This window comes from Mycobacterium sp. NGS57 (genome assembly GCF_059812405.1).
Genome location: NZ_JCALCP010000011.1, coordinates 16,266 through 29,573, shown reverse-complemented (window position 1 = coordinate 29,573; position 13,308 = coordinate 16,266). Strand labels below are relative to the sequence as shown.

Sequence of the window (13,308 nt, the reverse complement as noted above, 5' to 3'; positions counted from 1 at the left end):
CCGCGAACTCACAACTCGGACGCCAGCAGCTCGGCGATCTGGATGGTATTGAGCGCCGCGCCCTTGCGCAGGTTGTCCCCCGAGACGAACAGCGCCAGGCCGCGCCCGTCGGGTACTCCCGGGTCCTGCCGGATGCGGCCGACCAGCGATTCGTCGGCACCAGCGGCGGCCAACGGCGTGGGCACGTCGACCACCTTGACGCCGGGGGCGCCGTCGAGCAGCTGCCGGGCGCGCTGCGCCGCCAACGGCCGCGCGAACTCGGCGTTGATCGACAGCGAGTGCCCGGTGAACACCGGAACCCGCACGCAGGTGCCGCTGACCAGCAGGTCGGGGATGTCGAGGATCTTGCGGCTCTCGAAGCGCAGTTTCTGGTCCTCGTCGGTCTCGCCGGAGCCGTCGTCGACCAGCGACCCGGCCACCGGCACCACGTTGAACGCGATCGGCGCCAGGTAGGTCTTGGGCTCGGGGAACTCGCAGGCGCCGCCGTCGTACACCAGCCGCTCGGCGCCGTCGATGACGGCGCGGGACTGGCCGGCCAGCTCCTCGACACCGGCGAGGCCGCTGCCGGACACCGCCTGGTAGCTCGAGACCACCAGGCGCACCAGCTGCGCCTCGTCGTGCAGCGCCTTGAGCACCGGCATGGCCGCCATGGTCGTGCAGTTCGGGTTGGCGATGATGCCCTTGGGCCGGTTGCGCGCGGCCGCGAAGTTGACCTCGGACACAACCAGGGGCACGTCGGGGTCCTTGCGCCAGGCCGAGGAGTTGTCGATCACGGTCACGCCGGCGGCGGCGAAGCGCGGCGCCTGCACCAGCGACATCGTCTTGCCGGCCGAGAACACCGCGATGTCCAGGCCGGTCGGGTCTGCGGTCGCGGCGTCCTCGACCTCGATCTCCTGTCCGCGGAAGGCCAACTTGCGGCCCTGCGAGCGCGCGGAGGCAAAGAACCGCACCGAGCTCGCGGGAAAGTCCCGCTCGTCGAGCAATGCGCGCATCACCTGGCCCACCTGGCCGGTGGCGCCGACAACACCAAGGGCAACCATCTATCTGCCCGTCCCCGCGTACACCGTGGCCGACTCGTCGCCGCCGAGTCCGAACGCCTCGTGCAGCGCCACGACCGCCTTGTCCAGTTCGGTGTCGCGGCACAGCACCGAGATCCGGATTTCGGAGGTGGAGATCAGCTCGATGTTGACGCCGACCTGGGCCAGCGCCTCACAGAAGGTGGCGGTGACGCCGGGGTGGCTGCGCATGCCCGCCCCGATCAGCGACACCTTGCCGATGTGGTCGTCGTAGAGCAGCTGGGTGAACCCGATCTCGGCCTGCAACCCGTCCAGCTTGGCCACCGCGGTCGGTCCGCTGTCGCGCGAGCAGGTGAAGGTGATGTCGGTCTTGCCGTCCTCGACCTTGGACACGTTCTGCAGCACCATGTCGATGTTCACGTCGGCGTCGGCGAGGCCGCGGAAGACCTTCGCCGCGTAGCCGGGGATGTCGGGAATCCCGACGACGGTCACCTTGGCCTCGCTGCGGTCGTGCGCGACTCCGGTGAGGATGGGGTCTTCCATGGGCGTTTCCTTGATCGATCCCTTGACGAGGGTGCCTGGTTTGTCCGAGTACGACGACCGGACGTGCACCGGCATGTCGTAGCGGCGAGCGTATTCGACGCAGCGCAGCATCAGCACTTTGGCGCCGCAGGCCGCCATCTCGAGCATCTCCTCGAACGTGACCGTGTCCAGCCTGCGAGCGTTGTGCACGATGCGCGGGTCCGCGCTGAAGATGCCGTCGACGTCGGTGTAGATCTCGCAGACGTCGGCGCCGAGCGCCGCGGCCAGCGCGACCGCGGTGGTGTCCGAGCCGCCGCGACCCAGCGTGGTGACGTCGCGGGTGTCCTGGCTGACCCCCTGGAACCCGGCGACGAGGACGATGCGCCCTTCGTCGAGCGCTTCCCGGAGCCGTCCCGGCGTCACCTCGATGATCTTCGCGTTGCCGTGGGTGCCGGTGGTGAGCACGCCGGCCTGTGAGCCGGTGAACGACCGCGCCTGCGCGCCGAGCGATTCGATCGCCATGGCCACCAGGGCATTGGAGATGCGTTCGCCGGCGGTCAGCAGCATGTCGAGTTCGCGGGGCGGCGGGGCCGGGCAGACCTGCTGGGCCAGATCCAGCAGGTCGTCGGTGGTGTCACCCATCGCCGACACCACGACGACCACGTCGTTGCCCTGCTTCTTGGTGGCGACGATGCGCTCCGCCACGCGGCGGATGCGGTCGGCGTCCGCCACGGATGATCCGCCGTACTTTTGCACGACGAGCGCCACTGTTGCTCTCTTCTGTCTCGGATTTGGCAGCGCCACACGGCGCGTTGAGTCCTCAACAGAATACGGCCCGCCGCATCCGGATTTTCCGCGCGGCCGGGGCCACCGACCGTGGGCCTTACGCAGGAAAACCGCGCCGGTTCCGTCCGTAGGCCCCACGGTCGGTGGCGCGGGTCGCACGTTTTGGTCCCGGCGCAGATCGCGGTAGAGTTCAGGCCGTGCAGCGGGTGCTCCTCCTCGGACGCCGCGACGGGGCCTGATCCAGACCGGCTTCCCGTCGCGGGAGTCGCGATGCGCCGGTCTGAGGTTCCTTCTAAACCCCCGGAGCAACTACCGTGAACACCATTCCTGAGTCTTTCAGCCCCGACGCCTATACGTCAGCGCGCGCCGTTGTGAAGCCCGCCGGACCGCTCGGGCCCGGCCAGCCCGCGTGGAATCCCCAGCGGGGCTCGTCGATGCCGGTCCACCGGTACCGGCCGTTCGCCGAGGAGGTCGAGCCCGTCCGGGTCGCCGACCGCACCTGGCCCGACCGGGTCACCACCCGCGCGCCGCTGTGGTGCGCGGTGGACCTGCGCGACGGCAACCAGGCGCTGATCGACCCCATGAGCCCGGCCCGCAAGCGCCGCATGTTCGACCTGCTGGTCCGGATGGGCTACAAGGAGATCGAGGTCGGATTCCCGTCGGCCAGCCAGACCGACTTCGACTTCGTCCGCGAGATCATCGCCGACGGCGCCATTCCCGACGACGTCACCATCCAGGTGCTGACCCAGTGCCGGCCAGAACTGATCGAGCGCACCTTCGAGGCGTGCGACGGCGCGCCGCGGGCCATCGTGCACTTCTATAACTCGACGTCGATCCTGCAGCGCCGCGTGGTGTTCCGCGCCGACCGGGCCGCGGTGCAGGCCATCGCGACCGACGGCGCGCACAAGTGCGTCGAGGAGGCCGCCAAACACCCCGGCACGCGCTGGCGGTTCGAATATTCGCCGGAGTCCTACACCGGCACCGAACTCGAATACGCCAAGCAGGTGTGCGACGCGGTCGGCGACATCATCGGGCCCACCCCGGACAACCCGATCATCTTCAACCTGCCCGCCACCGTGGAGATGGCGACGCCCAACGTCTACGCCGACTCCATCGAATGGATGAGCCGCAACCTGGCGAACCGGGAGTCGGTCATCCTGAGCCTGCACCCGCACAACGACCGCGGAACCGCTGTCGCCGCAGCCGAATTGGGCTACCAGGCCGGCGCCGACCGGATCGAGGGCTGCCTGTTCGGCAACGGGGAGCGCACCGGCAACGTCTGCCTGGTGACATTGGGGCTCAACCTGTTCTCCCGCGGCGTGGACCCCCAGATCGACTTCTCCAACATCGACGAGATCCGCCGCACCGTCGAGTACTGCAACCAGCTGCCGGTGCCCGAGCGTCACCCCTACGGCGGCGACCTGGTCTACACGGCGTTCTCCGGCAGCCACCAGGACGCCATCAACAAGGGCCTCGACGCGATGAAGTTCGACGCCGACGCCGCCGACACCGACATGGACGACATGCTCTGGCAGGTGCCGTACCTGCCGATCGACCCCAAGGACGTCGGGCGCACCTACGAGGCGGTGATCCGGGTCAACTCGCAGTCGGGCAAGGGCGGGGTGGCCTACATCATGAAGGCCGACCACGGCCTGGCGCTGCCGCGACGGCTGCAGATCGAGTTCTCCCAGGTGATCCAGAAGATCGCCGATGGTGAGGGCGGCGAGGTCTCGCCGAAGGAGATGTGGGACGCGTTCTCCGAGGAGTACCTGGCCCCGGTGCGCCCGCTCGAGCGGATCAAGCAGCGCGTCGACGCCTCGGACGACGACGGCGTCACGACCATCGCCGCGACCGTCAAGATCGACGGCGCGGAGACGGAAATCAGCGGCGCCGGCAACGGCCCGCTCGCCGCGTTCGTCGACGCGCTGGGCCACGTCGGCTTCGAGGTCGCCGTCCTGGATTACTCCGAGCACGCGATGAGCGCCGGCGACGACGCGCAGGCGGCGGCCTACATCGAAGCGTCGGTCGGCGGGCGCACGGTATGGGGCGTCGGCATCGCGCCGTCGATCACGGCCGCGTCGCTGCGGGCGGTGGTGTCGGCGGTCAACCGGGCCTCCCGATAGCGGTCAGAACAGCGCCAGCTGCTGGTCCGCCGCCGTTGCGTCGGCGAATTCCTCCATGCTGGTGCCGCCGGCGACGGTGCCGACGCCGTCCATGAACTGCGCGTCGGAGACCACCGGCACCCCCAGCCGCAGGGCGTGATAGCCCTTGCCCTGCCCGGGGGCGGACTCGTTGCAGACCACCAGCGAGGTCTCGCCGTCCACGACGTCGCTGTAGGCCAGCCCCGCGTGCAGGATCCGCTCGACGAGCTCCTCGTGGGTGCGCCGCACCTCGGCGGCCAGCGCCACCCGCATGCCCTGGATCAGCGGCCGGCCCCGGACGTAGGGCCCCGGGTTGAGGTAGGGGCACGGCATCCGCGAGGCCAGCACCTTCAGCGGGCGCAGCTCGTCGTGCGTGATCCGCCCGTTGGGCCACTGGCGCCGCGTCACCGGATGCACCGGTAGCCAGATGTCGCGCTCGCGCGCCCGCTGCAGCGCCGACTCCAGCACGCCGGTCAGCACGAGCGCGTCGTCGAAGGCGTCGTGCGGGCGCTCCTGGATCACGCCCCAGTGTGCGGCGAGCGTTTCGAGCCGCAGGTTGTCGACCCCGAGGTCCAGGCGCCGCGCCAGCTCGACGGTGCACATCACGTCGTCGATGGGCAGCACGGCCTCGGCGAGCTCGGCCTCCGCGGCCAAAAACGCGTAGTCGAAGGAGACGTTGTGCGCCACCAGCGTGCGGCCGCGCAGCACTTCGACCAGGTCGTCGACGATGTCGGCGAACTGCGGCTGATCCTCGAGCATGGCCGCGGTCAGGCCGTGTACGTGGGTGGGGCCGGGGTCGACGCCCGGGTTGAGCAGGCTGACCACGGACTGCTCGACCCGGCCGTTGGCGTCGAGGCCGAGCGCCGCGACGCTGATGATCCGGGCCTGGCCCGGGCGAAAGCCCGAGGTCTCGACGTCGATGACGGCCCAGCCCGCGCCCGGCTCGGTGGCCGGACGACCCCAGGACACCGCGTTCATACGCTGAGGATGGCATGCCGGACCGACATCGCCGGGTCGCTGCGGCGTCGTGTCGGGACTTAACCCGATGCCCCTTAAACTGCGCGGGTGGTTACCACCCGGGCGCGTCTGGCACTCGCCGCCGGCGCGAGCGCGCGCTGGGCGTCGCGGGTCACCGGGCGCGGCGCCGGGGCGATGATCGGCGGGCTGGTCGCGATGACCCTGGACCGCTCGGTCCTTCGGCAGCTCGGGGCGGGCCGGCGCACCGTCATCGTCACCGGCACCAACGGCAAGTCGACCACGACCCGCATGACCGCGGCCGCACTGAGCACGCTCGGACCGGTGGCGACCAACGCCGAGGGCGCCAACATGGACGCCGGCCTGGTTGCCGCGCTGGCCGCCGGCCGGCGCGCCGATCTGGCGGCCCTGGAGGTCGACGAGATGCACGTGCCGCACGTCTCCGATGCCGTCGAACCCCGCGTGCTCGTCCTGCTCAACCTGTCGCGCGATCAGCTGGACCGGGTCGGCGAGATCAACATCATCGAACGCACGCTGCGGGCCGGCCTGGCCCGGCATCCGAACGCGGTCGTCGTCGCCAACTGCGACGACATTCTGATGACCTCCGCCGCCTACGACAGCGCCCACGTGGTGTGGGTGGCCGCGGGCGGCGCCTGGGCCAACGACTCGGTCAGCTGCCCGCGCAGCGGCGAGGTCATCGTCCGCGAGCAGGAGCATTGGTATTCCACCGGCGCGGATTTCAAGCGGCCCAGCCCGCAGTGGTGGTTCGACGATCGCACGCTGTATGGGCCTGATGGGCTGGCCCTGCCGATGCGGCTGGCGCTGCCGGGCGCGGTGAACCGCGGCAACGCCGCGCAGGCCGTGGCCGCCGCCGTCGCGCTCGGCGCGGACCCGGTGAAAGCCGTGGCGGCCGTGTCCAGCGTCGACGAGGTCGCGGGGCGCTACCGCAGCGTCCGCGTGGGCCAGCACGAGGCCCGGATCCTGCTGGCCAAGAACCCGGCCGGCTGGCACGAGGCGCTGTCGATGGTGAACAAGGATGCGGCCGGGGTGGTCATCGCGGTCAACGGGCAGGTGCCCGACGGCGAGGACCTGTCCTGGCTGTGGGACGTGCGCTTCGAGCACTTCGAAGGCACGACCGTGGTGGCCGCCGGCGAGCGCGGCACCGACCTGGCGGTGCGCCTCGGCTACGCGGGAGTCGAGCACGCCCTGGTGCACGACACCGTCGCGGCCATCGCGTCGTGCCCGCCCGGGCGGGTGGAGGTCGTCGCCAACTACACCGCGTTTTTGCAGTTGCAGCGGGCATTGGCGCGCCATGGCTGAGTCGGCAGTGCGGATCGGGCTGGTGTTGCCCGACGTGATGGGCACCTACGGCGACGGCGGCAACGCCGTGGTGCTGCGCCAACGGCTGCGCCTGCGCGGCATCGCGGCCGAGATCGTCGAGATCACGCTGGCCGATCCGGTGCCCGAGTCGCTGGATCTGTACACGCTGGGCGGGGCCGAGGACTACGCCCAGCGGCTGGCCACCCGACACCTGATCCGCCACCCTGGCCTGCAGCGCGCCGCGAACCGCGGCGCGCCCGTGCTGGCGATCTGCGCGGCCGTACAGGTGCTGGGGCTCTGGTACGAGACGTCGTCGGGGGAACGCGTCGACGGCGTCGGCATACTGGACGCGACGACGTCCCCGCAGGACGCGCGGGCCATCGGCGAGCTGGTCGGCCAGCCGCTGTTGCCCGGCCTGACCCAGCGGCTCACCGGCTTCGAAAACCACCGGGGCGGAACCGTTTTGGGAGCCGCGGCGGCGCCGTTGAGTGCGGTGGTCAAGGGCGCGGGCAACCGGGCCGGGGACGGATTCGACGGCGTGGTGCAGGGCAGCGTGGTCGCGACCTACATGCACGGCCCGTGCCTGGCCCGCAACCCGGAACTGGCCGACCTGCTGCTGGCCAAGGTGGCCGGCGAGCTGCCGCCGCTGGAGCTGCCCGAGGTGGACCAACTGCGCCGCGAGCGCCTCGCCGCCCGCTGAGCTGCGCGCCAAGGTTTCGTCAAGGATCCGCAGAGGGCCTGGGCCCAGCCTTTGGCCCATGGGCAATTGCAGAACGATCGTCGCCGCGGCGGGACTCGCGGCGCTCCTGAGCGCGGCCGTCGGCTCGGCGGTGGGATTCGCGGCGACGGCCGACGCGGCCGTCGGGATGCACGGCGACCCGGCCGCCGCCGCGCCGTTTTGGCGCTACCAACAGCAGGACAAGGACTGCGGGGAGATGGCGGTGGCCGATGTCGTCGGCCAGGTCACCGGCCACGAGCCCACCGAGGAGGAGATCACCGGCGTGGCTGCCGGCATCCCGAGCGTGAGCCACCCCGGGCCGATCTACCGGCCCGCCGGCAACACCAAGAACGCCGACCTGCCGGTGCTGCTCGCGCATTACGGCGTCGCTGCCGCCGGGGTGCACACCACCCTCGACGCCCTCGCGCAGGATCTGGACCAGGGGCGCAAGGTGATCGTCGGGCTCAACGACAAGACCATCTGGGACGAGCCCGGCGACCGCTCCCGGGAGAACCACTTCGTGGTCGTCATCGGCATCGACGCCCGAGCCGGCGTGGTGCACCTCAACGACAGCGGCATCAGGGCCGGCCGCGACGAGCAGGTTCGGATCGACACCTTCGAAGCGGCGTGGAAAACCAGCGACAACTTCGCCGTGATAACCAGGGTGACGCGGTGACGAGCGTCAGACCATCGCCCGGCGGCCGGTCAGCGCTCGGCCCAGGGTCAGCTCGTCGGCGAATTCCAGGTCGCCGCCCATCGGCAGCCCGGACGCGATCCGGGTCACGGTCAGCCCGGGGATGTCGCGCAGCATCCGGACCAGGTAGGTGGCGGTCGCCTCGCCCTCGGTGTTGGGGTCGGTGGCGATGATGACCTCGGTGATGTCCACGTCGTCGACGCGCTCACCGATGCGGCTCAGCAGTTCACGGATGCGCAACTGTTCGGGACCCACCCCCGACAGCGGGTCCAGCGCGCCGCCCAGCACGTGGTAGCGGCCGCGGAATTCGCGGGTGCGCTCGACGGCCTGGATGTCCTTCGGCTCCTCGACGACACACACCAACGACCCGTCCCGGCGCGGATCGGCGCAGATGCGGCACCGCTCGTCGTCGGAGACGTTGCCGCACACCGCGCAGAACCGCACGCCGTCGCGGACCTTCGCCAGCACCGCGGTCAGCCGGTCGATGTCGGGCGGCTCGACCGACAGCAAGTGAAACGCGATCCGCTGCGCGCTCTTGGGTCCGATGCCCGGCAGCTTGCCGAGCTCGTCGATCAGATCCTGGACAGGTCCCTCGAACATGTCGGCCTGACGTTTACAGCCCCGGCATCTGCGTCGGGGGCGCCGGCGGTGGGGCCGGCGGGCCGCCCATGCCACCGGCCAGGGCGCCGAGGCGCTCCTGCGCCATCTTCGTGACCTGCGACGACGCGTCGCCCATGGCGCCGACGATCAAGTCCTGCAACGTTTCGATGTCCCCGGGGTCGACGACCTTGGGATCGATCTTCACCGCGACCACCTCGCCGCTGCCCTTGACGACGACCTCCACCAGGCCGCCACCGGCCTGTCCATGAACCTCGGAGTTGGCGAGCTGGTGCTGGGCTTCCAGTAGCTTCTGCTGCATCTGCTGCGCCTGGGCGAGCAGCGCCGACATGTCGCCTCCGGGTTGCATGACAATCCCCTTGCATCTCGGTCTCGAGTTGGTTTCGCCTGTGTGTGCCGGGCGATTCGAAACCCCCAGCGTAGACCGCGCGACGTTACCTTTGCGCCGTGGACCTACGAGCGAGCACGCGTGTCGGAATCAAATTGGCGGTCGGTGCGCTGGTCGCCGCTGCCACGGCAATCGCGCCGACGCCGGCCCCGGCAGCGTGGGCGGTCCCGTCCAACATCGCCGGCATGGTCGTGTTCATCGACCCCGGCCACAACGGCGCCAACGACGCCTCGATCAACCGTCAGGTGCCCACCGGGCGCGGCGGCACCAAGGACTGCCAGGCCAGCGGGACGACGAGCAACGCCGGATACCCCGAGCACACGTTCACCTGGGACACCGCCCTGCGGGTCCGCGCCGAGCTGAACGCCCTGGGCGTGCGGACCGCCATGGCGCGCGGCAACGACACCGGGCTGGGGCCGTGCGTGGACGCGCGCGCCAACGCCGCCAACGCGATGCGCCCCAACGCGATCCTGAGCATCCACGCCGACGGCGGGCCGGCGTCGGGGCGGGGATTCCACGTCAACTACTCGGCGCCACCGCTCAACCAGGCGCAGGCCGGACCCTCGGTGCAGTACGCCCGGATCATGCGTGACCAGATGCAGGCCTCGGGCATCCCGCCCGCCAACTACATCGGCCAGAGCGGCCTGTACGGCCGTTCGGACCTCGCCGGGTTGAACCTCGCACAGTATCCGTCGGTCCTCGTCGAGTGCGGCAACATGAAGAACCCCGCGGACTCGGCGCTGATGGAGTCACCCGAGGGCCGGCAGAAATACGCCGACGCCCTCGTCCGCGGCGTCGCGGGCTTCCTGGCCACCCAGGGCCAGGCGCGCTAACTTTCCAGTTCCTGCTTCAGGTTCGCCAACACCTCGGACTGAATCTTCTTCAGCCCCAAGGGCGCAAAGGTCTTTTCGAAGAAGCCCTTGACTCCGCCCGCCCCGGCCCAGGTGGTCTTCACCGTGACGCTGGAGCCCGGTCCGGCGGGCGCGACGGTCCAGTTGGTGACCATGGACGAGTTCGCGTCCTTTTCGATGACGGTGTGGCCGGCCACGTCCACGTCGACGCGCACGTCGCGCACCCGCGACTTGGTGGCCTGCAGCTTCCACCGGGCGACCGTCCCGGCCCCCTGCCCGCCCTGCACCACCTGGTACTCGCTGTACTGCTGGGACAGGATCTTCGGGCGCACGCGCTGATAGTCCGCGACCGCGGCGAGCGTGGCCTCGGGCTCGGCGTTGATCAAGATCGTGCTGGCTGCGCTCACCTGGCCCATCGGGCGCGACTCCTCGTGTTGATCCCCCCGCGCGCGGGTGCACGGGCTGTTTTCGAAGACTAGGGTATATGTGGTGCCTGTCCCTGGATCTGCACTCTCCGCTCATGCAGCGGGCGTTGACCGGTTGATGGCGAGCTATCGATCCATTCCGGCAACGTCCGCCGTTCGCCTCGCCAAGCCGACCTCAAACCTGTTCCGCGCCCGCGCCAAACACGATGCGCGCGGGCTGGATACGTCCGGACTGACCGGTGTCCTCTCGGTGGATCCCGACGCGCGCACCGCCGACGTCGCCGGCATGTGCACCTACGAGGACCTGGTCGCCGCGACCCTTCCCTACGGCCTGTCGCCGTTGGTGGTCCCGCAGCTGAAGACCATCACGCTCGGCGGTGCGGTCAGTGGCCTGGGTATCGAGTCGGCGTCGTTCCGCAACGGCCTGCCACACGAGTCGGTGCTGGAGATGGACATCCTCACCGGCGCAGGGGAATTGCTCACCGCCTCACGCACCGAGCACCCCGAACTGTTCCGTGCGTTTCCCAATTCCTATGGGACGCTGGGGTATTCGACGCGGCTTCGGATCGAGCTAGAGCCCGTCGCGCCGTTCGTGGCACTGCGCCACGTCCGGTTCCATTCGGTGCCCGAGCTGGTTGCGGCGGCCGAGCGCATCATCGATACCGGCGGGCACGGCGGAACCCCGGTGGATTATCTGGACGGCGTGGTGTTCAGCGCCGACGAAAGCTACCTGTGCGTGGGCCGGCGCACCGCCAACCCGGGCCCGGTCAGCGATTACACCGGGAAAAACATTTACTACCAATCCATCCGGCACGAGGCGGCCGGGCCGAAAGCCACGGAGGCCGCCAAGGACGACCGGCTGACGATCCACGACTACCTGTGGCGCTGGGACACCGACTGGTTTTGGTGCTCGCGCGCGTTCGGCGCGCAGGACCCGCGGCTGCGGCGCTGGTGGCCGCGCCGCTACCGGCGCAGCAGCGTCTACTGGAAGCTCGTCGCCCTCGACCACCGTTTCGGCATCGCCGACCGGATCGAGAAGCGGAACGGCCGCCCGCCGCGCGAAAGGGTAGTCCAGGACGTCGAGGTGCCGGTCGAGCGGACCTGCGCGTTTTTGGAGTGGTTCCTGGACAACGTGCCCATCACACCCATCTGGTTGTGCCCGTTGCGGCTGCGCGATCACGACGGCTGGCCGCTGTATCCGATGCGTCCGGACCACACCTACGTCAACATCGGGTTTTGGTCATCGGTGCCGGCGGGTAGCTCTGAGGGCGTCACGAATCGGGCGATCGAGGCGAAGGTGAGCGAACTCGACGGGCACAAGTCGCTGTACTCGGACTCCTTCTACACCCGCGAGGAGTTTGACGAGCTCTACGGCGGGGAGGCTTACAAGACGGCCAAGAAGACCTACGACCCGGATTCTCGGCTCCTCGACCTCTATGCGAAGGCGGTGCAACGGCGATGACAGTAGTAAAAGAGCCCCATCACGCGACGTCCCGCCCCGGCGGCAAGTTGAGTATGGCGGAGATCCTGGAGCTGTTCACCGCGACCGGACGGCAACCGCTGAAGTTCACCGCATACGACGGCAGCTGCGCGGGCAGCGAGGACGCCGCGCTGGGCCTGGACCTGCGCAGCCCCCGCGGCGCCACCTACCTGGCCACGGCACCCGGCGAACTCGGCCTGGCCCGCGCGTACGTCTCGGGTGACCTGCAGACGTACGGCGTCCACCCCGGCGACCCCTACCCGCTGCTCAAGACGCTGACCGACCGGGTCGAGTTCAAGCGGCCGTCGGCGCGGATGCTCGCCAGCGTGGTCCGCTCCATCGGCCTCGAGCATCTGCTGCCCGTCGCCCCGCCCCCGGAGGAGGCCCCGCCGCGGTGGCGGCGCGTTGCCGCGGGCGTCGTGCACAGCAAGACCCGCGACGCCGAGGCCATCCACCACCACTACGACGTCTCCAACACCTTCTACGAATGGGTGCTCGGCCCGTCGATGACCTACACCTGCGCGGTCTATCCCGACGCCGAAGCGACCCTCGAGCAGGCCCAGGAGAACAAGTACCGGCTGATCTTCGACAAGCTGCGGCTGCAGCCCGGCGACCGGCTGCTCGACGTCGGCTGCGGCTGGGGAGGCATGGTGCGTTACGCGGCCCGGCGCGGCGTCCGCGCGATCGGCGCCACCCTGTCGGCCGAGCAGGCGGCCTGGGCGCGCCAAGCGATCGCCGACGACGGACTGACCGGCCTTGCCGAGGTGCGGCACTCCGACTATCGCGACATCGCGGAGGCCGACTTCGACGCCGTGTCCTCCATCGGCCTGACCGAGCACATCGGCGTCAAGAACTACCCGGGGTACTTCGGCTTCCTGAAGTCCAAGCTGCGCACCGGCGGCCTGCTGCTCAACCACTGCATCACGCGCCACGACAACAAGTCGACCCCGTTCGCCGGCGGGTTCACCGACCGCTACGTGTTCCCGGACGGGGAGCTGACGGGCTCGGGCCGCATCGTCACCGACATCCAGGACGCCGGTTTCGAGGTGCTGCACGAGGAGAACTTCCGCCATCACTACGCGATGACCCTGCGCGACTGGTGCCGCAACCTGGTCGAGCACTGGGAGGAAGCGGTCGGCGAGGTCGGCCTGGCGACGGCCAAGGTGTGGGGCTTGTACATGGCGGCCTCGCGGGTGGCGTTCGAGAAGAACAACCTGCAGCTGCATCACGTGCTGGCGGCGAACGTCGACGTCCGCGGCGACGACGGCCTGCCCCTGCGGCCGTGGTGGACGCCGTAGGTCTGCCCGGCTATTCGCGAAAGTGCAACTGGCAACACGTATCCCGAGAAGCGCCGTCGGCAGATGCACTCTCGCG

Annotated in this window: 13 protein-coding genes; 7 read left to right on the top strand and 6 right to left on the bottom strand. The window is 69.9% G+C overall.

What is annotated here, in order from left to right; all coding sequences use genetic code 11:
- Positions 1–8: 8 nt before the first annotated feature.
- On the bottom strand, positions 9–1,040 hold the full coding sequence (locus AC5Y43_RS20490; RefSeq protein ID WP_499975440.1) for an aspartate-semialdehyde dehydrogenase: 1,032 nt from the start codon (positions 1,038–1,040) through the stop codon (positions 9–11).
- Entirely contained in the window at positions 1,041–2,306 is a 1,266-nt protein-coding gene (locus AC5Y43_RS20485) for an aspartate kinase (protein ID WP_499975438.1), read from the bottom strand. It abuts the gene before it with no gap.
- Between the two features lie 341 nt (positions 2,307–2,647).
- On the opposite strand from AC5Y43_RS20485, the gene leuA reads away from it, so the two are divergent.
- On the top strand, positions 2,648–4,447 hold the full coding sequence (gene leuA, locus AC5Y43_RS20480; RefSeq protein ID WP_499975663.1) for a 2-isopropylmalate synthase: 1,800 nt from the start codon (positions 2,648–2,650) through the stop codon (positions 4,445–4,447).
- A gap of 3 nt (positions 4,448–4,450) precedes the next feature.
- On the opposite strand, the gene AC5Y43_RS20475 is transcribed toward leuA, so the two are convergent.
- Positions 4,451–5,443: a DEDDh family exonuclease gene (locus tag AC5Y43_RS20475; RefSeq protein ID WP_499975437.1), complete on the bottom strand. Its 993-nt coding sequence runs from the start codon at positions 5,441–5,443 to the stop codon at positions 4,451–4,453.
- Between the two features lie 87 nt (positions 5,444–5,530).
- Here AC5Y43_RS20475 and AC5Y43_RS20470 point away from each other — a divergent pair, with 87 nt between their 5' ends.
- The 3 genes from AC5Y43_RS20470 to AC5Y43_RS20460 are packed head-to-tail and all read left to right on the top strand — an operon-like array spanning position 5,531 to position 8,154.
- Positions 5,531–6,760: a Mur ligase family protein gene (locus tag AC5Y43_RS20470; RefSeq protein WP_499975435.1), complete on the top strand. Its 1,230-nt coding sequence runs from the start codon at positions 5,531–5,533 to the stop codon at positions 6,758–6,760.
- Entirely contained in the window at positions 6,753–7,460 is a 708-nt protein-coding gene (locus tag AC5Y43_RS20465) for a type 1 glutamine amidotransferase (RefSeq protein ID WP_499975433.1), read from the top strand. The genes AC5Y43_RS20470 and AC5Y43_RS20465 overlap by 8 nt, the downstream gene beginning before the upstream one ends.
- Positions 7,461–7,518: 58 nt before the next feature.
- Positions 7,519–8,154, top strand: coding sequence for a C39 family peptidase (locus AC5Y43_RS20460; RefSeq protein WP_499975431.1), 636 nt, complete (start codon positions 7,519–7,521; stop codon positions 8,152–8,154).
- Between the two features lie 6 nt (positions 8,155–8,160).
- On the opposite strand, the gene recR is transcribed toward AC5Y43_RS20460, so the two are convergent.
- Complete coding sequence (recR, locus tag AC5Y43_RS20455; RefSeq protein WP_499975430.1) at positions 8,161–8,772, bottom strand: recombination mediator RecR; 612 nt, start codon at positions 8,770–8,772, stop codon at positions 8,161–8,163.
- A gap of 13 nt (positions 8,773–8,785) precedes the next feature.
- Positions 8,786–9,139, bottom strand: coding sequence for a YbaB/EbfC family nucleoid-associated protein (locus AC5Y43_RS20450; RefSeq protein WP_499975429.1), 354 nt, complete (start codon positions 9,137–9,139; stop codon positions 8,786–8,788).
- Positions 9,140–9,237: 98 nt separating this feature from the next.
- Here AC5Y43_RS20450 and AC5Y43_RS20445 point away from each other — a divergent pair, with 98 nt between their 5' ends.
- The gene (locus tag AC5Y43_RS20445) at positions 9,238–10,011 is read left to right on the top strand and encodes an Rv3717 family N-acetylmuramoyl-L-alanine amidase (RefSeq protein WP_499975428.1); all 774 of its coding nucleotides are present in this window, start codon (positions 9,238–9,240) and stop codon (positions 10,009–10,011) included.
- Here AC5Y43_RS20445 and AC5Y43_RS20440 read toward each other — a convergent pair.
- Positions 10,008–10,445: an SRPBCC family protein gene (locus AC5Y43_RS20440; RefSeq protein WP_499975427.1), complete on the bottom strand. Its 438-nt coding sequence runs from the start codon at positions 10,443–10,445 to the stop codon at positions 10,008–10,010. The genes AC5Y43_RS20445 and AC5Y43_RS20440 overlap by 4 nt on opposite strands.
- 127 nt (positions 10,446–10,572) lie before the next feature.
- On the opposite strand from AC5Y43_RS20440, the gene AC5Y43_RS20435 reads away from it, so the two are divergent.
- Positions 10,573–11,916: an FAD-binding oxidoreductase gene (locus AC5Y43_RS20435; protein WP_499975426.1), complete on the top strand. Its 1,344-nt coding sequence runs from the start codon at positions 10,573–10,575 to the stop codon at positions 11,914–11,916.
- Complete coding sequence (locus AC5Y43_RS20430) at positions 11,913–13,232, top strand: class I SAM-dependent methyltransferase (RefSeq protein WP_499975424.1); 1,320 nt, start codon at positions 11,913–11,915, stop codon at positions 13,230–13,232. Before AC5Y43_RS20435 ends, AC5Y43_RS20430 begins: the two co-directional genes overlap by 4 nt.
- Positions 13,233–13,308: the final 76 nt, after the last annotated feature.